At 67.8% G+C, this 22,116-nt stretch carries 17 protein-coding genes and 1 riboswitch; of the genes, 7 read left to right on the top strand and 10 right to left on the bottom strand.

What is annotated here, in order from left to right; translation table 11 throughout:
• Nucleotides 1-54: 54 nt before the first annotated feature.
• Nucleotides 55-4,491, bottom strand: a complete 4,437-nt coding sequence (locus IU514_RS00920) for an ESPR-type extended signal peptide-containing protein (protein WP_194929187.1) — start codon at nt 4,489-4,491, stop codon at nt 55-57.
• Nucleotides 4,492-4,829: 338 nt separating this feature from the next.
• Here IU514_RS00920 and IU514_RS00915 point away from each other — a divergent pair, with 338 nt between their 5' ends.
• Complete coding sequence (locus IU514_RS00915) at nt 4,830-6,176, top strand: sensor histidine kinase (RefSeq protein WP_194929186.1); 1,347 nt, start codon at nt 4,830-4,832, stop codon at nt 6,174-6,176.
• 4 nt (nt 6,177-6,180) lie between these two features.
• Here IU514_RS00915 and IU514_RS00910 read toward each other — a convergent pair whose 3' ends face one another.
• The 4 genes from IU514_RS00910 to metX all read right to left on the bottom strand — a co-directional run bounded on the left by IU514_RS00910 (nt 6,181) and on the right by metX (nt 10,331).
• A complete protein-coding gene (locus IU514_RS00910) occupies nt 6,181-6,885 on the bottom strand; it encodes a response regulator transcription factor (RefSeq protein ID WP_194929185.1) in 705 nt (234 codons plus the stop codon).
• An 88-nt stretch (nt 6,886-6,973) separates the two neighbouring features.
• Nucleotides 6,974-8,053: a homoserine dehydrogenase family protein gene (locus IU514_RS00905; RefSeq protein WP_194929522.1), complete on the bottom strand. Its 1,080-nt coding sequence runs from the start codon at nt 8,051-8,053 to the stop codon at nt 6,974-6,976.
• A gap of 17 nt (nt 8,054-8,070) precedes the next feature.
• Nucleotides 8,071-9,261, bottom strand: a complete 1,191-nt coding sequence (locus tag IU514_RS00900; RefSeq protein WP_194929184.1) for an O-succinylhomoserine (thiol)-lyase — start codon at nt 9,259-9,261, stop codon at nt 8,071-8,073.
• Nucleotides 9,258-10,331: a homoserine O-succinyltransferase MetX gene (gene metX, locus IU514_RS00895; RefSeq protein WP_194929183.1), complete on the bottom strand. Its 1,074-nt coding sequence runs from the start codon at nt 10,329-10,331 to the stop codon at nt 9,258-9,260. The genes IU514_RS00900 and metX overlap by 4 nt, the downstream gene beginning before the upstream one ends.
• A gap of 73 nt (nt 10,332-10,404) precedes the next feature.
• Nucleotides 10,405-10,543: riboswitch (SAM riboswitch) on the bottom strand.
• A 142-nt stretch (nt 10,544-10,685) separates the two neighbouring features.
• Between metX and IU514_RS00890 the strand changes: the two genes are divergently transcribed.
• On the top strand, nt 10,686-11,786 hold the full coding sequence (locus tag IU514_RS00890; protein WP_194929182.1) for an NHL repeat-containing protein: 1,101 nt from the start codon (nt 10,686-10,688) through the stop codon (nt 11,784-11,786).
• A gap of 43 nt (nt 11,787-11,829) precedes the next feature.
• Nucleotides 11,830-12,771 (top strand): peptidoglycan DD-metalloendopeptidase family protein, encoded by a 942-nt coding sequence (locus tag IU514_RS00885; RefSeq protein WP_194929181.1) that lies wholly within the window; start codon nt 11,830-11,832, stop codon nt 12,769-12,771.
• Between the two features lie 67 nt (nt 12,772-12,838).
• On the opposite strand, the gene IU514_RS00880 is transcribed toward IU514_RS00885, so the two are convergent.
• Entirely contained in the window at nt 12,839-13,912 is a 1,074-nt protein-coding gene (locus IU514_RS00880; RefSeq protein ID WP_194929180.1) for an HDOD domain-containing protein, read from the bottom strand.
• Between the two features lie 230 nt (nt 13,913-14,142).
• On the opposite strand from IU514_RS00880, the gene IU514_RS00875 reads away from it, so the two are divergent.
• Both IU514_RS00875 and IU514_RS00870 read left to right on the top strand, forming a co-directional pair.
• Nucleotides 14,143-15,747: a peptide chain release factor 3 gene (locus IU514_RS00875; protein ID WP_194929179.1), complete on the top strand. Its 1,605-nt coding sequence runs from the start codon at nt 14,143-14,145 to the stop codon at nt 15,745-15,747.
• 81 nt (nt 15,748-15,828) lie between these two features.
• Nucleotides 15,829-16,092 (top strand): hypothetical protein, encoded by a 264-nt coding sequence (locus IU514_RS00870; protein WP_194929178.1) that lies wholly within the window; start codon nt 15,829-15,831, stop codon nt 16,090-16,092.
• A gap of 48 nt (nt 16,093-16,140) precedes the next feature.
• Here IU514_RS00870 and IU514_RS00865 read toward each other — a convergent pair whose 3' ends face one another.
• Nucleotides 16,141-16,779 (bottom strand): aspartyl/asparaginyl beta-hydroxylase domain-containing protein, encoded by a 639-nt coding sequence (locus IU514_RS00865; protein WP_194929177.1) that lies wholly within the window; start codon nt 16,777-16,779, stop codon nt 16,141-16,143.
• Between the two features lie 2 nt (nt 16,780-16,781).
• Nucleotides 16,782-17,405 carry a sulfotransferase family 2 domain-containing protein gene (locus IU514_RS00860; protein WP_194929176.1) on the bottom strand — a complete coding sequence of 208 codons (624 nt, stop codon included), beginning with the start codon at nt 17,403-17,405 and terminating at the stop codon, nt 16,782-16,784.
• Nucleotides 17,406-17,556: 151 nt separating this feature from the next.
• Between IU514_RS00860 and trhA the strand changes: the two genes are divergently transcribed.
• On the top strand, nt 17,557-18,255 hold the full coding sequence (trhA, locus tag IU514_RS00855; protein WP_194929175.1) for a PAQR family membrane homeostasis protein TrhA: 699 nt from the start codon (nt 17,557-17,559) through the stop codon (nt 18,253-18,255).
• Nucleotides 18,256-18,363: 108 nt separating this feature from the next.
• Nucleotides 18,364-20,334 carry an AsmA family protein gene (locus IU514_RS00850; protein WP_228760390.1) on the top strand — a complete coding sequence of 657 codons (1,971 nt, stop codon included), beginning with the start codon at nt 18,364-18,366 and terminating at the stop codon, nt 20,332-20,334.
• Between the two features lie 61 nt (nt 20,335-20,395).
• On the opposite strand, the gene IU514_RS00845 is transcribed toward IU514_RS00850, so the two are convergent.
• Together IU514_RS00845 and IU514_RS00840 are read right to left on the bottom strand one after the other, a co-directional pair.
• Nucleotides 20,396-20,827, bottom strand: a complete 432-nt coding sequence (locus tag IU514_RS00845) for a CBS domain-containing protein (RefSeq protein ID WP_194929174.1) — start codon at nt 20,825-20,827, stop codon at nt 20,396-20,398.
• 210 nt (nt 20,828-21,037) lie between these two features.
• Nucleotides 21,038-22,075 carry a glycosyltransferase family 2 protein gene (locus tag IU514_RS00840; RefSeq protein ID WP_194929520.1) on the bottom strand — a complete coding sequence of 346 codons (1,038 nt, stop codon included), beginning with the start codon at nt 22,073-22,075 and terminating at the stop codon, nt 21,038-21,040.
• Between the last annotated feature and the right edge of the window lie 41 nt (nt 22,076-22,116).

Raw genomic sequence — 22,116 nt, 5'->3', positions numbered from 1 at the left:
ACCAGTCCCCACCGCTTCTCGCGTGGACTCGCGTGATGTGTGGATCGCTCGTGCTTACAGGTCGATACCGAAACCGACGCCGGCCGACTGGTCGTCGCTGCTGAAGGCGCCGCCGATCGAGAACGACGCGCGTTCGCCGATCGCCTTCGAGTAGCCGACCGACAACGCGCTTTCGCCGTTCTGCCAACCGGCACCGACGCCGAGTCGGCCACGCTCGCTGCGCGTGTTCGCGGCGTTGATCGCCATGTTCATCATCGCGGCGTTCATTGCCCCCTGGCGGTCGATGCGCTCGTCCTGTTCGCCCAGGCGCATGCCGATCTCGCTGCTGAGATTGGTGAACTCGTCGCTCAGCGCCTGGAAGCGGCTGTCGGTGTAGGTGTTGGCGCGCGTCAGCGTCTGCGTCGCGGTGGTGTCGGTGTAGGCATTCGCCGAAGCCAGCGTTGCCGCATCACCGGCCTGCATCTGCTGCACATTCGCGGCATCGGTCGCGGCGGTGCCGGCAGCGACGTTGGTGACGCGGCGCTGCTGCGTCGCGCTGCCGACCGACACGGTGTTGGCTTCATTGGCGACAGAACCCTGGCCGATCGCCACCGCACCTTCGGCCGTGACCGACGCACCCTGACCCAGCGCGGTACCGGACGCAGCGGTCACGCTGGCATCGGCACCGACCGCGACCGCATTGGTCGCCTCGGCACTGATCGACGTGTTGCTGCCGACCGCGGTGCTGCCGTCGGCGCGCACGACCGAGCCGTGTCCGACTGCAGTGTCGGTAGCGTCCTGCGCATGGCTGCCGTTGCCGATCGCCATGCCGGCGCCGGTGCCGCCCGGCACGCCGCCACCCGGGCTGTGCTCGAGCGAACCGAGGCGGCCGATGATGCCGGTCAGTGCGTTGTCGATCGACGCGAACGCCGAGCCGATCGAGCCGTAGCTGCCGCCCTGGATCGCGTACGACGGGCCGATCAGCATGCCGTCGCTGCCGAGTGCCGAACCGCCGCCGAGCGCCGAGGCGACCGACGACAGCTGCGCCACGTTGACCGCGTCATCGGCCTGCGTGCCGGCCTTGACGTTGCCGATCGTGGTGCCACCAGCACCACCGAGCGAGATGCGATCCTTGGCTGCGACGTCGTCGTACTTCACCGCGGCCGCATCGAGCTGCCCGACGTCGCCGCCGACGGTGGCGAGGGCGGCATCGAGCTGCCCCTTGTTGACCGCGTCGGTCGCTTCGGTACCGGCCGCGACGTTGGCGATCTGGCGATCGATCGCTGCATGCACGGTGCCCGCGGCATCGGTCCAGTCCTGCGCCGCGCCGACCGAGATCGTGTTGGTGCGATCGGCCAGCGAACCGGCGCCGAGCGCGACGCTGTTGCTCGCATCCGGCGTGGTCCATGCGTTGGCACCGATCACCGTGGCGTTATCGGCCTGCGCGAAGCTGTTGAAGCCCAGCGCGGTGGCGGAACCACCGATGGCCCACGCCTCCGAACCCACCGCCGTGGTGTAGTCACCGACCAGCGTGCTGTCCCAGTACGAACCGGCATACGCACCGGCACCGAGCGCGGTGCTGTACTGGCCCGACGCTGCGGCCGATGCAAACGAACCGCCCGAGAATCCGCCCAGCGCCGTGCTGTACTGGCCCGTCGCGAACGCGCCCTGGCCGACCGCCGTGCCCGACGTGCCGATGAAGGTGTTCTCACCGGTGGTCTCGTCGTAGAACCAGTAACCCGACTGCGCGCCCGCACCGATCGCGACGCCACCGTCACCAGCCGATGCACCGGCGCCAGTGGCCGTTGCGTTCCAGCCGCCGGCGAAAGCACCGGAGCCAATCGCGGTGGCCTGCCAGGCGGACGCAGTGGCGAAGCCACCGATCGCGACCGAGAACGGCGCATCGGCCAGCGACACGCCGCCGATCGCAACGGCGAAGAAGCCGTTGTTGGTGGCATCGCCACCAATCGACACGCCCAGCGAACCGTTCGAGATCGCAGACGCACCGAGCGCGACGCTGCCGCCGCCGTTGGCCTGCGCGCTGTCGCCTCCGGCGAAGCTGGCGTTGCCCAGCGCCATCGCATTGCTGCCGAAGGCGCTGCTGTTCTCGCCCTCGGCAACCGCGCCGTAGCCACTGGCGCTGCTGAAGGCGCCGTTGGCAGTGGCGCCGGTGCCGAACGCCGAAGCGCCCTCACCCATCGCCAGGCTGCTGCTGCCGACCGCCGTAGCGTGGTCGCCGACCGCGTTGCTCTGGTAGCCGTAGGCGGTGCTCTCGACACCGTTGGCAACGCTGGACGCACCGGCTGCCGTCGCGTTCTCGCCATCGGCGATCGCATCGTCGCTGCCGTCGGCGATGCCATTCGTCGCGAAGTAGCGGTTGTCGTCGCTGGCCATCGATGCAACGGCATCGAGCTGCGACTTGTTCACCGCGTCGTTGGCTTCGGTACCGTCGGCGACGCCGGTGATCTGGCGGTTCATGCCGGACCACTCGCTGCCCACCGTGACGACGTTGCTGCGGGACGTGACCGAGTCGGTACCGAGCGCGACCGAGTTGTCTCCCATCGCGAACGAACGTGCGCCAATGGCGATCGCGCTGGTGTTCCAGGACTTCGCGTCCATGCCGATCGCGATCGAATCGATGCCGAAAGCACCAGTGCCGCTACCCAGTGCAGTGGCACCGTCGGCCTGGGCCTGCGAGCCCGCGCCCAGCGCGACGCTGTTGATGCCCCAGGCTGCGGTGTTTTCCTCGATGCACATGAAGCCGGTGCACGCCTTGGTGCCACCGATCGCAATCGAGCTGTCGCCGCCGGCAGTGGTCCACTGCGAGCCCATTGCGAGCGACTGCTTGCCCAGCGAGGTGGCCAGCGCACCGATGGCGATGCCCTGGTAGGCGTTGGCATCGACATAGCTGTCGGTGCCGATCGCGATGCCGCCGATGCCCATCGAGATCGATTTGGCGCCGACCGCCAGCGAGAAGTCGCTGGTGGCCCAGGCGCTGTCGCCGAACGCGCTGGAGCCCCAGCCGGAAGCGACCGCCAGCGTGCCGGTAGCGGTGGCGAAGTCGCCGGCGCTGCTGCCGGCACCGATGCTGACGCTGTCGTTGGCCGCGCTGCTCATCGCGCCGATCGCGATGGCGGCATTGCCATTGGCCTGGCTGCCGCTGCCCTGGGCGATCGAGTACTCGCCCGTGGCCGTGGCGCCATAGCCGGACGCGAGGCTCTCGGTGCCGATTGCGGTCGCGCCGCTGCCGATGGCCGTCGCGCCGTCGCTGAGCGCGAGGCTGTTGCTGCCCAGCACGGTCGAGTAGTTGCCTTCGGCATCGGCCTGATAGCCATAGGCGCTGCTTTCCGCGCCCTTGGCGACACTGGCCGCGCCCGTGGCGGTGCTCGACTCGCCTTCGGCCACGCTCATCGCGCCGAGCGCGGTGGCGTTGATCTGCAGCGCCTGCGCGTTGTCACCGAGCGCGAGCGAACCATCGCCGAGCGCCGCGGCCTGGAAGCCGAGCGCGACCGCGTGGTAGCCCGCCGCGATCGTCGCTTCGCCCGGACCGATCGTGCCATCGCCATCGAGATCGGCACCGATGCCGCCGCCCATGGCGATGCTTCCGTCGCCGGCGGCCGTCGAGTAGTAGCCCGCGGCAATGGCGTGGTTGCCCTGCGCCCAGGCCAGACCGCCAAGCGCCGTCGCGCCCTCACCCGCGGCGAGCGAACCACCGCCGAGCGCAACACCGAAGTCGCCTGCGACGGCACGGGAGTTCGAACCGAGCGCGATGCCGGCCTCACCGTTCGCACCGCTGTTGAAGCCTGCCACCAGGCTGCCGTCGCCATAAGCCTGCGCCTGTCCGCCAATGGCCGTGGCTCCGGTGCCGTACACCTCGCTCAACGCACCAATCGCGGTGCCGCCCTGCTCGGCGTCCGCCGTGGCGTGCGCACCGATGGCGGTGTTGCCCAGGCCGTTGATGAAAGGGTCAGTGCCGGAACCCGCATAGGCGCTCTGGCCGACGGCCACGGTCGAATCGCCGAGCGCCATCGCACCCTGCCCGTACGCGCTGGCGCCGAGGCCTCCGGCCATGCTGCCGGAGCCGACTGCGGTCGTCGCGGTTTGCACGGCGTAGCTGCTGCTGCCGATGGCGATCGCACCCTCGCCACTCATCGTCGCGTCGTCGCTGCCGTCGCCGGCGCCGTCAACCTTCACGTACGCATCCTCGACCGCGGCGACGGGCGTCACGGCCTGCACGCCGGCAGCGCAGCCGGGTGCTTCAGCAGATGCCTCATGAGCTTCGGCTGCAGCGACGCAGGCCTGCTCGACCTTCGCCGACGCCGGTGCATCCGTGGTTTCGGCCAATGCGGGTGGAGGGGCGAGCGCGAAGCCCACGGTCAGCGTCACGGCGCCCAGCGCCGCGTTGCCCAGGCGACGCCGGCCTTCCTTCTTGCCGCCGGCCGCGGCCAGTTCCGAGGCGACCACCAGTTGCTGGCGCTTCCGGCACCACACTCGGCTGAAAATCTTGTTCATCCAAACCCCTCCGCCCGATCTTGGTTTTCTGAAGGCAAACGACGCCCGTCGGCCTGAAGCGCTTCAAAAAAGCGCCGCCGCTGCATCGAATGCAGTTGATTGATTGATTCGCCCCCACCCTGGGCATTGCGCCGGGCTACGTTGCACAAGGCTTGTTCGCAGTCGGCGCAGCGAAACTAAGGCGCCCCGCCAAACCTTGTCACGCTCGCGTTCTCACCAAATAATCACCGGAATCTCACCGTCGGCATTGGCGAACGCACCGCCACGCAGGACGCGCGTCGCCGGCCTCCCCGCAACACTCACGCGCAGCGGCTCCGCTGCGAGGGATCGCTGTCGATATGTGGAACCGTTTTCTCCGCTGGCTGCGCAGTGCGCCCATCGCCGATCCCATCGATCGCCGCAACGCGCCGGTGATGCAGCTGCTATTGCTGTTCTACGGCCTGCTGCTGCCGGTGAACTGGGCCTGGCGCCTTGCCAGCGGCGGTGAGGTCAATGAAGCCCGCCTGCTGATCCTCGCACTGGACATGCTGGTCGCAGCGCTGGCGTTCCTCAGCCTGTGGATGATCCGAAACGGCCGCTTCCGTCCCGCGGTGGTGCTGTTCCTGGCGATGCAGCTGATCTCGCTGGAGATCGTGTTTGCACGCACCGGCGTGCTGTCGCAGTTGATCGATCCGGCACCCACCATGCTGACGCTGGTGATCAGCGGCCTGGTGCTGGGACGGCGCGCGTTGTGGATCGTTTTCGGTCTGCTGATGGCGGTGTTCGCGACCGGATTCGCCAGCGACCTGTACCGTGCGGCGCAGCAGGGCATTCCGGCCTCGGTCGCGCTGGTCAACGTGCCGGCGGTGCTGATCAGCTACACGCTGATCACGATCGTGCTCGACCGCTTGATCAAGGCGTTGCGCGAAAGCCTCGCGGAATCGAACCAGCGCGGCCTCGAGCTTCAGCGCGAGATGGCGGAACGCGAGCGTGCGCAGTCGCAACTGATCCACGCGCAGAAACTGGAAGCAAGCGGACGCCTCGCCAGCGGCGTCGCCCACGACTTCAACAACATCCTCGGCGTGATCCAGGGATTCACCGCGCAGCGGCACCGCGTGCGCGACATGGGCAGCGCTTCCGAACAGGTGGACGCCCTGCTCGATTCACTGCAAGGCATCGAGGAAGCCGCCGCGCGCGGCAGCACCGTGATCCGCAAGCTGCTGACATTCAGCCGGAGCGATGTCCTCAACATCCAGGCCTTCGACCCAGCGGTGGCGGTGGCGGAACTTCGCCCGATGCTGCGCCAGTTGTTCCCGTCCTCGGTGCTCCTGGAGCTGCCAAACGACGCCAGTGGATTGCGCGTGCGCCTGGACCGGAGCGAGTTCGAGCTGATGGTGCTCAATATCGCCGCGAATGCGCGCGATGCGATGCGCGATGGCGGTGCATTCCGTGTCGAGGTCGGCAGCCACGGTTCGGGCCAGGCGACGATCCGCCTCTCCGATACCGGTATCGGCATGTCGCGGGACGTGGCCGCGCGCATCTTCGAGCCGTTCTTCAGCACCAAGGTCGCGGCCGAAGGCACCGGACTGGGTCTGTCGGTGGTGCACGATCTGGTGAAGGCGCTGGGTGGCGACATCCGCGTCGACAGCGTGCCGGGGCAAGGCACGACGTTCACGATCCGGTTTCCGGAGGCCGCCGCGGCCTGACCGGTCAGCGGTCGTTGAGCACGTAGCCCTCGCCGTGTACCGCGGTCAGCGGGAATGGTTCTCCGCAGGCATCGGCGACCTTGCGTCGCAAGCGGTAGATCAGCGAATCGAGGCGGTGTGGGTCGAAGTCGTAGACGTTGCTGGTCAACGCCGCGATCAGGACGTCGCGGGCCACCACTGTGCCGGGAGCGGCCGTGAGGCGTTCGACCACGCGGCGCTCGGTCTTGGTCAGCGCCACGGTGCCGCCATTGGGCGAGACCAGGCACCAGCCATTGGCGTCGAGCTGCCAGCGCTTCGAAACAGGCGGCGGCGTGCCGTTCAGGCGACGCGCCAGACTGTGCAGCGTGGCGGCGAGCAGGTCTATTTCCACCGGCTTGGCGAGATAGGCGTCCGCGCCCTGGCTGAGGCCGCGCACGCGGTCGGGTGTCTCGCCACGGCCCGTCAGCATGACGATGCCGATGTTCGGGAACGCAGTCCGAATATCGCGCGCGACCGTGAAGCCGTCTGCGTCCGGCAGCCCGACATCGAGCACGACGATGTCGAACCGCTCCGACTTCAGGCGCTCGTGCAGCGCGGCCGCCGTGTCCAGCCCGACCGCGGCGAAGCCGAAGTTGGCCAGTCCGGGCAGCAGGATGCGCTCGCGCAGCACGGCATCGTCCTCGAGCAGCGCGACACGCATCAAGTTGGCGGAATCACTCGGCGGAACCATCTTTCACGATCCGGGCCACTCAAGCTGCGGATAGTACTGGACCGGCCGTGCCGGGGCCTCCCCGCATTCACGCAGGTCCCCGGATCCGCTATTCGTCCGTCGCGCGACAGATCTTCAGAACGTCGTCGAGCAGTCCCGCGGCGGTGACTTCCGCGCCTGCACCGGGCCCCTGGATCACCAGCGGTTGCGTGCGATAGCGATCGGACCAGATCGCGACCCGGTTATCGGTGCCTGCACCGCCGGCGAGCGGGTGATCGAACGGCAGCGCTTCCAGCCCGACGCGCGCGCGACCGTCCTGCAGGCGCGCGATGAAACGCAGTCGTTCGCCACGCTTGTAGGCCTCGGCGAAGCGCCTGCGCAGTGGCGCATCGAGCGCCGGCAAGGCGCCATCGAGCGAGTCGCGGGAGAGGATCGCCAGCTCCGGCGGCACCAGCGAGGTGACTTCAACGTCGCCTGCATCCAGCTCGACACCGGCCGAACGCGCCAGGATCAGCAGCTTCCTGCGCACATCCTCGCCGGACAGGTCATCGCGCGGATCGGGCTCGGTGTAGCCGGCGTCGCGCGCTTGCCGCACCAGCGCCGAGAACGGGCGCATGCCGTCGTATTGGTTGAACAGCCACGCCAGCGAACCGGACAGGACGCCGGCGATGGCATGGATGCGATCGCCCCCGGACTGGAGTTCTCGGAGTGAGCGCAGCAGCGGCAGGCCGGCACCTACCGTTGCGCTGTCGCCGTAGCGCGTGTCGCCGGCAAGCGTCGCGGCGCGGATCGCACGCCAGCGCGACAACGACGTGCCCTGCCCGATCTTGCAGGCGGTGACAACATGGAGGCCGCGGGCCAGCCAATGCGCATGCCGGTCTGCCACCGCTTCGCTCGCGGTGGCGTCGATGACGATGCGGGCGCCTTCGTTGCCCAACGCAGCCTCGACCTGCTCAAGTGCGCTGTGTTGCGGCGCCAGCGCGAGCCGCTGGACCGCGTCGCCGGGCAGCAGCCCGGCGCGGTCGCTGGCGGACTGGCGCGTGTTGGCCACGTGCACCAGCGACAGCCGTCCCGCCTGCGTCGTGCCATGCCACGACGCCAGGCGCGCGAGCACCGCGCTGCCGACCGTGCCGGTGCCGAGCAGCGCCACGCGTGCAACGGCGGGTGGCGCGTGCGGCGCCAGCCCGATGGCACTCACGGCGCGACTCACCGTTTCGCCCGTTCCGGCGACGCGATCGCCTGCGCTGCGCGTTCCAGTGCCGCCTCGATATCGGCGACCAGGTCATCGGCGTGCTCGATGCCGACCGACAGCCGCAGCAACCCGTCGCCGATGCCGGCGGCAGCGCGCGCTTCGGCCGACATCGCTGCGTGCGTCATCGTGGCCGGATGAGCGATCAGGCTTTCCACGCCGCCCAGCGATTCGGCCAGCGTGAAGCACTCCAGCCCGTCGAGGAACGCACGTACGGCAGGCTCGCCTCCTTCGATCTCGACGCTGAGCATCGCGCCGAAGCCGAACTGCTGGCGCGCTGCCAGCGCGTGGCCCGGATGCGACTCCAGTCCCGGGTAATGCACGGTGCGCACCGCCGGATGCGCATCGAGCAGGGCCACCAGTGCCTGCGTGTTCTCCTGGTGCACGCGCAGGCGCGCATCGAGCGTGCGCAGGCCGCGCAGCGTCAGGAAGCTGTCGAACGGCGATCCGGTCAGTCCGAGCGCGTTCGCCCACCACACCAGATGCTCGTGCTGCGCGGCATCGCGCGCGACCACGGCACCGCCGACGACATCGCTGTGGCCGTTGATGTACTTGGTGGTGGAATGGAGGACGAAATCTGCGCCAAACGCGATGGGCTGCTGCAGCGCCGGCGACAGGAAGGTGTTGTCGACGACGGTGAGCGCGCCCAGCGCCTGCGCGGCCTCGATGACGAAGCGCAGATCGGTGATGCGCAGCAGCGGATTGGACGGTGTCTCGATCCAGACCACGGCCGGGCCGGAGGCCAGCGCCTCGGTCAGCGCGCGCGGATCGGTGAGGTCGGCGGTGATCAGTTCGAACGCGCCCTTCTTCGCCAATGCGTTGAACAGGCGCCAGCTGCCGCCATAGCCATCGTGCGGCACGACCAGGCGGTCGCCGGGCTTGAGCAGGGCGTGCAGCAGCAGCGTGATCGCGCCCATGCCGGTGGCGGTGACGACTGCGCCGGCGCCGCCCTCGAGTTCGGCCAGCGCCTCGGCGAGCAGGTCGCGCGTGGGATTGCCGCTGCGCGTGTAGTCGTAACGGCGCTTCTCGTTGAACCCGGCGAAGCTGAAGTTGGACGACAGGACGATCGGCGGCGTAACCGCGCCGTAGGCCACGTCGCGATCGATGCCGGCGCGCACGGCGGCGGTACAGCGGTTGCGCGTGCTCATGCCGCCACCTCCGTGCAGCCTGCGAATGCGGCGTCGTCGAGCACCTCGCGCAGGATCGCGGCGACCGCGCTTTCTTCCTTCAAGAAGGCATCATGTCCGTACAGCGAGCGAAGCACGCGCAGCCGGGTCTCGCCACGCAGTCGCTCAACCAGGTCGTAAGCATCGGACACCGGCACGAGCCGGTCCTCGACGATGGCGACGACGGTGACCGGCAAGCGGATCAGGCCGGGGTCGACCTGCTGCAGGTCGATCGATTCAGACAGGCGCAGGTAGGCGGTGGGCGACGTGCGCTCGACGTACTTCGCGCCGCAATGGTCGAGGTAGTCCTCGGCGCCGACGCGGACGCGCCCGTCACTGACGTGGGCGGCATCGAAGCGCTCGGCGAACTCCTCGGGCGTGCGGTAGCTCAGGATTGCCAGCTGGCGAGCCAGCGCGAGGCCATGGGTTTCGTCGCACTGCAGCGCGCCGAGTGCAACGGCGCGCCGCTGAAGCGCGCGCCACGCGCTGGCATACGGATGCGCGCGATGCACGCCGCTGATCGCCACCAACTGGCCCAACCGGGCGGCGTGACGCGCGGCGAACTGCAGGCCGACCATCGCACCGTAGGAGCAGCCGATGAACGCTTCCACGCGGGCGATGCCGAGCTGGTCGAGGACGGCGGCCACCGCATCGGCCTGGTCGGCGGGATCGATCGGCGCGTCGATTGCGCCGTCGGCGCCGAGCCAGTCAAACCCGATCACGCAGTAGTGGCGCGGATCGAGCACGCGGCCGATGCCGGTCTGCTGCGGCCACCAGCCTTCCTGCGGAAATGTTGCGCTCGCGGCGGCGTGCCGGTGCGCGGAGATGCCGCCAGCCACGAACACCGCGGGCAGCGCCGGGTCGCCCAGGATTTCGTAACGAAGCACCACGTCGCGGCGGCCGGCATGGCGCAGGTCCAGCTCCACCGTGCATTCGCCTCGACGGGCGAAAACGGCCTGTGCCGGATCAAGGGGCGCGGCGACGTGGAAATCGACGACGGCGCGGTCGCTGGCGGTTGGGTGTTCGTGGAGAGCGGCTGGGGCAAGACTCATGGCGGGCATCCGAAGTGACGGGGCCATCGAGCCTGCGAGTCGCCAAGGCGCACCCGCGTGGGAGTGCGCTTCGCAACCATCTTTCGACCGGCGTGCCTGTGTAGGGCGCGACCTGTCGCAGGAATTGGCACCTTCACCCGCGCAGCAGGGCTGCATCGGATTGGGTTGCCCCGGCTTCAAAGGGCCTGTCCCTCTGCCGGTCTCGATGGATGGCCGCAGTCTGCCTGCCGCCCCGGCGGCCTGTCAATCGCTTTATCCGCATAGAAAGATTTGTCATAAGCGCCCCGCCCGGAGCCGAGCCAGCCGACCGGGAAGGCATCGCACGCGTTCAGGGTTCGCGAATACACTTCGCGCATGACGAAACTGCTCCCGACCGCGCTCGCAGCGGCACTGCTGCTGACCGCCTGTACCGCCACCGCCCCCCGCACCGCCACGCCGTCGCCGGCCCCGCAAACCGCGCCGGAGGTGACCACCGTCGCCGAGCGCTACGTTTCCGCGGAAACGCCGCAGGACGAGCTGGACTCGCTGGCGACCTGGCCGACCGAGGATGGCCGCACCTGGCTGATCGCCTCGGCCAAATCGACGCACCGGCTGGTGGTCTTCGACGCCGACAGCGGCGAGCGCCTGCGCGAGATCGGTTCCGAGGGCGCGGCCCTGGGCCAGTTCGACCGGCCCAATGGCGTGGCCGTGTTCGGCGACATGCTGTTCGTGGTCGAGCGCGACAACCACCGTGTGCAGGTGCTGTCGCTGCCGTCGTTCAAGCCGGTCGGCAGCTTCGGCGATGCCGAACTGCGCAGTCCTTACGGCATCTGGCTGACCGAGACCGAGCCGGGCGAACTGGAGGCGTACATCACCGACAGCTTCATGTACGGCAAGAAATTCGACCAGGTTCCGCCGTTCGCCGAACTCGACCAGCGCGTGCGCCGCTATCGCGTGCAGTTCGACCAGGCGGGCCGCCTGCGCGCGAACTACGGCGGTTCGTTCGGCGACACCAGCGAGGAAAGCGCGCTGCGCATGGTCGAATCGATCTCCGGCGACCCGACCAACGACCGCATGCTGGTCGCCGACGAGGACCGCCGCCACCTGTCGACGCTGCGCGAGTACACCTTCAGCGGCAAGTACACCGGCCGCAGCCTGCCGCAGGACAGCTTCGGTGCCGAGGCCGAGGGCGTGGCGCTGTGGACCTGCCCGGACGGCGGCGGTTACTGGATCGCGGTCGACCAGCTCGCGCCGCTGACGATCTTCCACCTGTTCGACCGCGTGACGCTGCAGCCAAAGGGCAGCTTCGAAGGCAAGGTCACCGCGCACACCGACGGCGTGGCGCTGCATGCGGCTGCCACCCCGAGCTTCCCCGGTGGCGCGCTGTTCGCGGTGCACGACGACAAATCGGTCAGCGCCTTCGACCTGCGCGACGTCGCCAAGGCCCTCTCGCTCGAACAGGACTGCACGCAGTAGGCTAGACACCTCCGCGTCCAGTCCCGGCTCCGGCCGGCTCCCGATGAACGTGCCGCGCACCCTGTCGATCGCCGCATGCGCTTTTGCCCTGGCGGGCAGTGCCGCCGTGGCCGATGCCGCCAAGGTCTATCGCTGGACCGACAAGAACGGCGTGACCCATTACGGCGACAGCGCGCCGAACGCCAACCAGACCGCAGCCGCGCGTGAGGGTTCGGTCAAGGAAATCCGGGTCCAGGCCGAGCCCAGTGCGATCGCACGGCTGCGCGTGGAAAGCGATGGCGGCCGCTATCTGGCCTTTGCGGACAACACGCTGGCGGGTCCGATCGAGGTGCTGGTGAGCTTCAGCCGCAGCAACAACATCGTCGGCGATCCGCCACTGCCGGCGCGCGCGATGGTACCGCCGCGCAGCAGCGCGCTCGTCGCCGTGCTGAGCGCCGCCGACCCGGGGCGCGGCGGAGATTTTGAACTGCGCATGGACAGCCTGCCCGGCGATCCCAACGCCCGGCCCGGAGACATCGAGTACCTGTTGCCGCTGCGCCAGGACGAGTTCCGCATCGACCAGGGCTACGGCGGACAGTTCAGCCACACCGACTCGCAGAATCGCTACGCGGTGGACTTCGCCGCCGACGTCGGCACGCCGGTCGTCGCAGCGCGCGATGGCGTGGTGATGCAGGTCGAGTCCGACTTCGACAAGGCCGGCCTCAACCGCGAGCGCTACGGCGGGCGTGCCAACTTCGTGCGCATCCTGCACGACGACGGCACGATGGCGCTGTATGCGCACCTGCGCAGCGAGGGCGTGATGGCGCGCGTCGGCCAGCGCGTGCGCGCGGGACAGCAGATCGGACTGTCCGGCAACACCGGCTTCACCACGGGCCCGCACCTGCATTTCGCCGTGCAGGTAAACCGTGGCATGCGGCTGGAGTCGATTCCGTTCCGCATGCGCGGGCCCAGTGGCCCGCTGCGCATCGCCAGCGGATCGCCGTAAGGCTCAGGCTCCCAAAGAAAATCCCTCCCCGCTCGCGCGTGAGAGGGTTGGGAATCACGATGAAGCGTTACGCCGCCTGCAGTGACGGCTCGGCCTGCGAGCGCCACAGCGGCAGCTTGTCGAGTTGTCCCACGGAGCGCAGGTAGTCCTCGTCGACCGGCCGTTCGCCGACCAGCGCCGAGGCGACGTGCACCGCACCGGCCACCCAGAACCCGCTCGCGCGGAGGCTCGTCGGGCGATGGTGGTAGGCCACGCCCTCGACGATCGGCATCGGCAGGCCCCACAACCCGAGCAGGTAGGCACCGGCTTCCGCGTAGTGCGGACCGTCCTCGGATCCGGGCTTCAGGCCGGGCAGCAGCAGCCCGACTTCGGCGAGCAGGCCCGCGGTGGACGCCATTTCCGCGCTGGGTCCGCCGAGCAGCTTGCCGGCCAGGCGCGACGTGCGCAGCGCGCGATCCTGCATCGCCTCGCGGTCGAGGCCACCTACCGGCTGCAACGTGCCGAAGGTCTCGCTGGTCAGCACCAGGCGGCGCAGCGCCTGATGGCCGAGGCGGGTCACCGCCGCGCGCATGTCGGCGATCTCGCGGCCACCGGAGAAGTACGCCGAGTTGCACAGGCGCAGCACCTTGGCGGCAATGCCCGGATCCTGCGACAGCATGCCGGCGATGGCCGAGTTGCTGGCGTCGGGGTTGCGCAGCAGGCGGGTCAGCTCGATGTACAGCCGCGGCGGAGGCGGCAGCGCGCCGACGCGGCCAATCGCCTGCTTCATCTCGCTGCTGCCGAGCAGCCCGCGCAGGTCGGCCACGCTTTCGACGGCCTCGATCAGCTCGCCTGCGTCCATGGGCCGCGGCAGCAGGCGGTGCGCACAATCCAGACCCAGCATCGCGCCGGGGTCCTGCTCCGGATCGAGCAGCAGGATGCGGACGGCCTCCGGGTGCTTGGCCCCCAGTTCGGCCAGCAGCGCGGGCCCGTGCAGTACGCCGACCCGCATCCCGACCACGAAGGCATGGACGGTCAGATCCGATGCCAGGGCCACGGCCTCATCGGGGCCAAGCCAGGACACCTCCATGTCGAAATCCGCCAGTGCCCGGTCCAACTCGATGGTCCGGTTGCTTCCCTCGCCCACGATCACTATGCGCACGACTGCCTCCAAAAACGGGTTCCGGAGGAAGTAGCGGCGGCTCCAGGCCGGTCTTTAGGCCGTCCGGGGAGCGGATTCACGAAATTGCGGAGCCCGGCACACTTTCGCCTGGCCCGTCCAAGGCCTGCCGGCTCACCGCGATGCCGGCCATCAGGACGGCCCCGGGCGCCACTGCCCGTATAATGGCGCCCTTCCCTCGCATTCCCGACGCGCTCGCGCGCGCCGTAGCCATGTCCGACGTTTCCCTCGAAGCCGCCCGCCGCCGCACGTTCGCGATCATTTCGCACCCCGACGCCGGCAAGACCACCCTGACCGAAAAACTGCTGCTGTTCGGCGGCGCGATCCAGATGGCCGGCTCGGTCAAGGGCCGCAAGGCCGCCCGCCACGCGACCTCGGACTGGATGGCGCTGGAGAAAGAGCGCGGCATCTCGGTGACCAGCTCGGTGATGCAGTTCCCGTACGAGGGCCGCATCGTCAACCTGCTCGACACGCCCGGCCACGCCGACTTCGGCGAGGACACCTATCGCGTGCTCACCGCGGTCGATTCGGCATTGATGGTCATCGACGTCGCCAAGGGCGTCGAGGAACGCACGATCAAGCTGATGGAGGTGTGCCGCCTGCGCGACACGCCGATCATGACCTTCATCAACAAGCTCGATCGCGAGGGCAAGAACCCGATCGACCTGCTCGACGAAGTGGAAAGCGTCCTCGGCATCCAGTGCGCTCCCATCACCTGGCCGATCGGCATGGGCCAGCGCCTGAAGGGCGTGGTGCATCTGATCACCGGCGAAGTGCACCTGTACGAGCAAGGCCGCAACTTCACCCGCCAGGACTCGACGATCTTCACCTCGGTCGACGACCCGGCACTGGCAAATCGCATCGGCGAGCAGATGCTGCAGGAACTGCGCGACGAACTGGAACTGGTCGAGGGCGCCTCGCATCCGTTCGACCCGGCCAGGTACCTGGCCGGCGAACAGACCCCGGTGTTCTTCGGCTCGGCCGTCAACAACTTCGGTGTGCAGCTGCTGCTGGACTTCTTCGTCGAACACGCGCCGGCACCGAAGCCGCGCGAAACCACGTCGCGCGAGGTCGGAGCCTACGAGCCCAAGCTCACCGGCTTCGTGTTCAAGATCCAGGCCAACATGGACCCGCAGCACCGCGACCGCGTGGCGTTCATGCGCGTCTGCTCGGGACAGTTCAGCGCCGGCATGAAGGCCTTCCACGTACGCAGCGGCAAGGAAGTGAAGCTCGCCAACGCGCTGACTTTCATGGCGTCCGACCGCGAGATCGCCGAGAACGCGTGGCCCGGCGACGTCATCGGCATCCACAATCACGGCACCATCTCCATCGGCGACAGCTTCACCGAAGGCGAGGCGCTGAGCTTCACCGGCATCCCGAACTTCGCGCCCGAGCTGTTCCGCCGCGCGCGCCTGCGCGATCCGCTCAAGCTCAAACAGTTGCAGAAGGGACTGGCGCAGTTGTCGGAAGAAGGCGCGACGCAGTTCTTCCGCCCGCTGATGAGCAACGACCTGATCCTCGGCGCGGTTGGCGTGCTGCAGTTCGACGTCGTCGCCTACCGCCTCAAGGACGAATACGGCGTGGATGCCAGCTTCGAGCAGGTCAACGTCGCCACGGCGCGCTGGATCCGCTGCGGCAACGAGAAGAAGCTGGAGGAGTTCCGCGACAAGAACGCGCTGAACCTCGCGCTCGACGCTGCCGGCGAACTGGTCTACCTGGCGCCGACCCGCATCAACCTGCAGCTCGCGCAGGAACGCGCCCCGGACGTGCAGTTCATGGCCACGCGCGAGCACGCCCACGCCGCGTCTTTTGACTGACGTCACACTTCTTCCCTGAATGGGCTAGGATCGGCGCGCCGGGAGGGGAAAGCCCGGCGTCCAACACTAGGGGAGAAGGCCATGTTCTGGTTGGGTGTACTGCTGTCCGCCGTGGGCGGATTGTGGCTGGTCGTCAACGCGTTCCGCTCGAGCGGTGTGCTTTGGGGCCTGGGCTCGCTGCTGGTGCCGTTTGTCGCGCAGCTCTACGGCGTCCTGAACTTCGGCGAGAACAAGGTGCCGCTGCTGATGAGCCTGGCGGGCATCGCCCTGTTCTTCATGGGCTATGGAAGCTACGTCGAGCAGGTGCAGGCGATGCAGGCCGCTGCCGAGGCCATGCCGCAGTAAGACGGTTTCCGCGCGTCCGGCGCATCGTGCATGCGCCGGCGCGCATTCTCAGCGCGTCGCAGCCCGCGTGCGTGCCGCTTCGATCACCGCCGCCAGCCATTCCGGATCCGGCTGGTCCTGGTCGTAATACTCGAAGATCAGGTGGATGCGGTCGCTGGTGCCGTTGTTCTCCACCGCATGCACGGCCATGTTGCTGACCTCGACCGCCTCGCCTTCCTCGAAGTGGTAACCCACGCCATCGACGAAGAAGGTCACCTGTTCGTTCGTAAGCAACGGCACGTGGATCTTGTGTGGCCACTTGGCAGCCGGATTGGCGTCGCGATGAGGCTTGATCACACCGCCTGGTGCCATCCGCGCCAGCATCACCCGCGGAAACACCGCGCGATCGTACCCGTAAGGTGCGACGGCCTGCGCCAGCACCGGCTCGAGCAGTTCGCGCCACTCGTGCCACAGCGGCCTGTCGTACGACTGCCGCCAGTCCTGGAAATTGCTGACGAAGCGGAACACGATGTGGCGCGTGCGATCTAGTGCCTCGAAACGGTTCGGCTTGTCGGCATTCTCGGCATCCCACATCGCCTCGGGGATCGCCAGCACCGCTTCGCGCAGGCGCGCGATGTCGAGGCGACCAAGTCGGCGGACGCTCGTGGTCTTGCGCGGGTTGGGTCGGATGTCGGCGGGCGAAAGCATCGTCAGAACTCGTATCCGAACAGTTCGAGATCGCGGCGATAGAACTCGGCGACGCCGTCGATCAGTTCCTGGTCATAGTAGTCCCGGTAACTGCCGCGGCGCGAACTGTTGACCTGCTTCAGCGGCTCGGTGGGGATGCCGATGCGCAGGCAGATGGCGTCGTAGGAACCCTGCATGTCCTCCACGCGGCCGACCTGGTCGGCCAGCATGAGACCATCGTCATCGGTGACGAACGTGTGCTGCGGCTGGAACAGCACGTGCTGCTGCGGTCGCGCCTGGAACAGGATGTAGCGCATCACCTGCTGCGGGTTCTTCAGGAACGCGCCATCGGCGCGGGTCATGAATGCGCAGTAGGACACGAAGCGGTCGAACGGATTGCGTACGAACGCGAACTTGAAATAGTCCGCAAATGCATCTTCGCCGAGGAACGGGCGGATCTGCTCCAGGGTGATGTGGCCGTGCTTGATCGCCGCCAGCTCCTCGAACGGGAAGCGCTTGTTCACGAACAGGCCGACCTGCTCGAGGTCGTCGGCGCTGAGATGCTCGCGCAACGCCTGGCGGACCGAGTGCGTGCCGGTCTTGGGAATGGCCGCGAAGACGAACCGGTGCTGGTGGGAAATGATCATCGTGGCCCGGTGCCCGGGTCGCTGTGCTGGGACAGGCATCATAGTGGCAGCGGCGGTCTGGCCGCGATTTCGTGCCACAGTTGTCACGCCCTGGCTGCGATGCCGGCCCGATCGAGCAAATACTCCATAACCCGTCACGATGCTGCACCGTATGTCGACCTCATCCTCCGATCGCACGACCGACGCCGCTCCCGCGCATGACATCGACTCGCTCCGCGAGGAGGTGGCCAATGCCCTGACCCACGGCCTGGGCGCCACCGCAGCATTGGCCGGTGGCGCGGTGCTGATCACGCTGGCAGCGCTGTTCGGGGACGGCTGGCAGCTCGCGGGCGCCATCGTGTTCGGTGTCTGTCTGCTGCTGCTCTACTTGGCTTCGACGCTCTACCACGCCATTCAGCATCCGGTCGCCAAGGCGCGCCTGAAGGTGTTCGACCACTGCGCGATCTACCTGCTGATCGCTGGCACGTACACGCCCTTCACTCTCATCGGCCTACGCGGTCCCTGGGGTTGGGGCCTGTTCGCGGCGATCTGGACGCTGGCGCTTGCGGGTGTCGTGTTCAAGCTGTTCTACACCGGCCGCTTCAAGTTGTTGTCGACGATCATCTACATCGCCATGGGCTGGCTGGTGATCGTCGCGATCAAACCGCTGCTCGGAGCGCTGGACGGATGGACGCTCGGCTGGCTGCTGGCCGGCGGGCTGTTCTACACGCTAGGCACGGTGTTCTATCACCGCCCCAACCTGCCCTATTCGCACGCCATCTGGCATCTGTTCGTGATCGGTGGCAGCGTCTGCCATTACGTGGCGGTGATGGCGCAGGTCGTCGACTCCAAGGCGTTGCTCCCGGGTTGAAATCCACGGTGGCACCTGAACCGTCGCTTCGGCGCCCACGCGGACTTCACTCCCATTTGACCCGCGCCTGACGAAGGTAGCGGCGTGTCAGGCAGAAAGGCGGGCGGAATGGGCTCGCAGCAGGACAACCAGCAACCGCGCGGAGGAAGAAGACCGCGTGATCCCGAACGACGTATCTGGGCGGAACGTCATCCCTGGCTGAGCGCATTGGGGCTGCTGATGCTCGCCCTGGCGGTATTGCTCGCGGTCTGGGACTGGAACTGGTTCCGCGGTGCCGTCGAGCGCATCGTCGAAGCACGCACCGGCCGCGAACTCGACATCGCCGGCAATCTGGACGTCGACCTCGGCCGAACACCCGTCCTCACGCTCGATCGCGTGCGGTTTGGCAATGCCGCATGGTCGAAGGAACCGACCATGGCCACGGCCGAACGCATGCGCATGCGCTTCGCGCTCGGCTCGCTGCTGCGCATGCGGCCGCGCGTACTCGACCTGCAAGTGACACAGCCCCGGCTGCTGCTGGAAGCCAATCCCGCGGGCGGACCCGGCAACTGGATCTTCGGCACTCCTGGCCGCGCGACCGAGGTGCGCAGGCTTTGGGTCGACGACGGCCGCCTGCGCTTCGTCGACACCCGGCAACACAGCGACCTGCAGATCGGCATCGCCAGCCAGCCGGGCCAGACACGCGAGGATGCGCCTATCGCGATCGTCGGTGGCGGACGCTGGAAAGGCAATGCATTCAAGGTGACAGGCAACGCGCAGTCGCCGCTCGCCCTGCGTGAGCCTGAGGCGCCCTACCGCATCGACCTTCGCGCCACGGCGGGCGCGACGCACGCACACGCCCGCGGCATCCTCAGCGACCCGCTTCGCCTCAACGTCTTCGACCTGCAGATGACGCTGTCCGGACGCGACCTGGCGGACCTGTATCCACTCACTGGCATTGCGATTCCGCCCACGCCCCCTTACCAGCTTGACGGGCGCTTCGTCCGCGATGGCGAGCATTGGTATTACCGGAAGTTCAGCGGCCGGGTCGGCGACAGCGACATGGCCGGCGACGCCAGCATCGACACGACCGGCGATCGGCCGTACTTCCGTGCCGACCTGCGTTCAAAGCGGCTCGACATCGACGACCTGGCCGGCTTCGTGGGCGGAGCCCCGCAGACCGGACAAGGCGAAACCAGCAATCCCGAACTCGCCGCGCAGTCGGCAAGCGCGCAGGCCAGCGGCCGCGTCCTGCCCGACACGCCCTACGAACTGGAGAGACTGCGCGCGATGGATGCCGACGTGCGCCTGCGTGCGGCACGCATCAATGCGCCCCGGCTGCCCCTGGACGACATGGACGCCCACCTGCTGCTCGAGAACGGCGTGCTGCGGCTCGACCCGCTCGATTTCGGTGTCGCCGGCGGCACCATCCGTTCGATCGTCCACATGGACGCACGTGCGCAGATCATCCGCACGCGCGCGGACATCACGAGCCGCGACCTGGAACTTTCGAAACTGTTGCCGCAGGTGAAGCTCGCCGGCAATGCGGTAGGCCGCCTCGGCGGCAAGGTGTCGATCAACGGACAGGGCAACTCGGTCGCCAGGATATTGGGCAGCGCCGACGGACAGGCGTTTCTGGGCATGGGCCGGGGCAAGATCAGTAATCTGCTGATGGAAATGGCCGGCATCGACCTGGCCGAGATCATCAAGTTCGAGCTGTCAGGCGACCAGCTGATTCCGCTGCGCTGCGCGTTCGGCGACTTCGCCATCGACGACGGCGTGATGACCGCACGCGCGCTCGCATTCGACACCACCGACACGCTCCTGGTCGGATCCGGAACGATCAGTCTGCGGGACGAGAAGCTCGACCTCACGATCAAACCGCGCCCGAAGGACCGCAGCCTGCTGGCGTTTCGCACGCCGCTGCAGTTGGACGGCACGTTCAAACACCCGCAGTTGCATCCGGACCTCGGGCGCCTCGGCTTGCGTGGCGGCATTGCGCTGACGCTCGCCACGATCACGCCGCCAGCGGCGCTGCTGGCGACACTGGAACTGGGACCCGGCGAGGACGCGGGCTGCGGCGGGAAGTACGCGAAATAACGGTTGCGGCCGCTGGATGCGATGCCTCTGAAGGCTGTTGCGCACCGCCTGCAAATGCCGATTACGCGTGGCGGATGTAGGTCTGGAGCTGGTCGAGTTCCAACTGCTGGTCCTCGATCACAGCCTTGACCAGGTCGCCGATCGACACGACGCCGAGCACCTCGCCGTTGTGCACGACGGGAAGATGGCGGAACCGTCGTTCGGTGACGATCTGCATGCAGTGTTCGGCGCTGTCGCCGAGCCCCACCGTGACGACGTCCGTGCTCATGATCGTACGCACCGGCGTGTCGGCCGACGAACGTCCCTGCAGCACCACCTTGCGGGCATAGTCGCGCTCGGAAACGATGCCGACCAGCTGTCCGCCATCAAGTACCAGCAACGCACCGATGCGCTTGTCCGCCATCAGGCGGATTGCCTCGATGACCGGCGCGTCAGGATTTATCGCGTAGATCTCAGGCGCTTTCGCTTCGAGCAGTTGACGCACGGTGCGCATGGCCGTCTCCGTCTGCAGGCGGGGTTTTTCCCGAGGATACTCCTGTGAGCCTGCCAACGCCCGTGAAGCAGGCCGCGTTGCTCTCCAGTAGTCCAGGTGGTGTTGTGCGACGCAGCGCCTTGCTGATTGCAAGGTCAAGTCGCGCGGCGCCGCATGGCAGCTACTGGGGAGCAACCCGCAGGGCCGGACAAGAGGCCGCGCGACACAGCGTCATCGCTCAATCGTGGATCGACATCCACTCAGTCGCTCTTCCTTGTCTCGCGCGGCCTCTTGTTCGGCGCGACCTGCTTCACGGGCGTTGGCAGGCCCACCCGGCAACCAGGTGTCGACGAGATAGAGCGGGCGCTGCTTGGACTCCTCGTACAGCCTCCCGAGGTACTCCCCTATCAGTCCGAGCGCGATCAGCTGGACACCGCCGAGGAACAGGATCACCGCCATCATCGTCGGCCAGCCGGCGACCGGGTCCCCCCAGAACAGGGCCTTCAGGATCACCCATACGCCGTAGACGAACGCGATCAGTGCGGTCAGCAGGCCGAGGTAGGTGGCCAGCCGCAGCGGCGCCGTCGAGAAGCTGGTGATGCCTTCCAGCGCCAGGTTCCAGAGCCGCCAGAAATTGAACTTGCTGTGCCCGGCGCTGCGCGGTTCGCGGTGGTACTCGATCGCCACCCGGTTGTAACCGACCCAGCCGAACAGCCCCTTCATGAAGCGATGTCGCTCGCGTAATTGACGCAGCGCATCGAGCGAGCGTGGCGACAGCAACCGGAAGTCGCCGGTGTCGGCCGGAATCGGCGTTTTCGAGAGGCGGCCTATCACCCGGTAGAAGGCATGCGCGGTGCTGCGCTTGAGCCAGCCCTCGCCGTCGCGCTCCATGCGCGTGCCGTGCACGTCGTCATAGCCCTCGCGCCATTTGGCCACGAATTGCGGGATCAGCTCCGGCGGGTCCTGTCCGTCCGCATCCAGGATGAGCGCGGCGCCCTCCTCGATCCGGTCCAAGCCGGCGGTCAGCGCCAGTTCCTTGCCGAAGTTGCGCGAGAGCCTAAGCAGGGCGACACGGGAGTCGGCTGCAGCCAATCGCTGCATGACATCCCAGGTCCCATCGGTGCTGCCGTCGTCGATATACAGCACCGCGCCCTCCACGCCGTCCGCGGACAAGGCATCGAGCACGGCGCCGATGCGCGGTTGCAGCAGGGGCAGGCTTTCGGCCTCGTTGAAGGCCGCGACAACGACGGTGAGGCGGTGGCGATTCATGCCTGAATAGTAGCGGCGCCCTCGCACTTCCTGACACATTT

Source organism: Lysobacter niastensis, from assembly GCF_015453285.1.
Lineage (GTDB): Bacteria > Pseudomonadota > Gammaproteobacteria > Xanthomonadales > Xanthomonadaceae > Lysobacter_J > Lysobacter_J niastensis.
The sequence above is the reverse complement of the archived record's forward strand: the minus strand, read 5'-3'. Positions and strand labels throughout refer to the sequence as shown.

What these genes read in the sequence shown, in the direction of transcription:
- IU514_RS00885 (WP_194929181.1), top strand. Translation starts at nt 11,830, where the DNA reads ATGAACGTGCCGCGCACCCTGTCGATCGCCGCATGCGCTTTTGCCCTG.
- IU514_RS00860 (WP_194929176.1), bottom strand. Translation starts at nt 17,405, where the DNA reads ATGATCATTTCCCACCAGCACCGGTTCGTCTTCGCGGCCATTCCCAAG.
- IU514_RS00840 (WP_194929520.1), bottom strand. Translation starts at nt 22,075, where the DNA reads ATGAATCGCCACCGCCTCACCGTCGTTGTCGCGGCCTTCAACGAGGCC.
- IU514_RS00870 (WP_194929178.1), top strand. Translation starts at nt 15,829, where the DNA reads ATGTTCTGGTTGGGTGTACTGCTGTCCGCCGTGGGCGGATTGTGGCTG.
- IU514_RS00850 (WP_228760390.1), top strand. Translation starts at nt 18,364, where the DNA reads ATGGGCTCGCAGCAGGACAACCAGCAACCGCGCGGAGGAAGAAGACCG.
- metX (WP_194929183.1), bottom strand. Translation starts at nt 10,331, where the DNA reads ATGAGTCTTGCCCCAGCCGCTCTCCACGAACACCCAACCGCCAGCGAC.
- IU514_RS00845 (WP_194929174.1), bottom strand. Translation starts at nt 20,827, where the DNA reads ATGCGCACCGTGCGTCAACTGCTCGAAGCGAAAGCGCCTGAGATCTAC.
- IU514_RS00915 (WP_194929186.1), top strand. Translation starts at nt 4,830, where the DNA reads ATGTGGAACCGTTTTCTCCGCTGGCTGCGCAGTGCGCCCATCGCCGAT.
- IU514_RS00920 (WP_194929187.1), bottom strand. Translation starts at nt 4,491, where the DNA reads ATGAACAAGATTTTCAGCCGAGTGTGGTGCCGGAAGCGCCAGCAACTG.
- IU514_RS00890 (WP_194929182.1), top strand. Translation starts at nt 10,686, where the DNA reads ATGACGAAACTGCTCCCGACCGCGCTCGCAGCGGCACTGCTGCTGACC.
- IU514_RS00910 (WP_194929185.1), bottom strand. Translation starts at nt 6,885, where the DNA reads ATGGTTCCGCCGAGTGATTCCGCCAACTTGATGCGTGTCGCGCTGCTC.
- IU514_RS00865 (WP_194929177.1), bottom strand. Translation starts at nt 16,779, where the DNA reads ATGCTTTCGCCCGCCGACATCCGACCCAACCCGCGCAAGACCACGAGC.
- IU514_RS00875 (WP_194929179.1), top strand. Translation starts at nt 14,143, where the DNA reads ATGTCCGACGTTTCCCTCGAAGCCGCCCGCCGCCGCACGTTCGCGATC.
- IU514_RS00900 (WP_194929184.1), bottom strand. Translation starts at nt 9,261, where the DNA reads ATGAGCACGCGCAACCGCTGTACCGCCGCCGTGCGCGCCGGCATCGAT.
- trhA (WP_194929175.1), top strand. Translation starts at nt 17,557, where the DNA reads ATGTCGACCTCATCCTCCGATCGCACGACCGACGCCGCTCCCGCGCAT.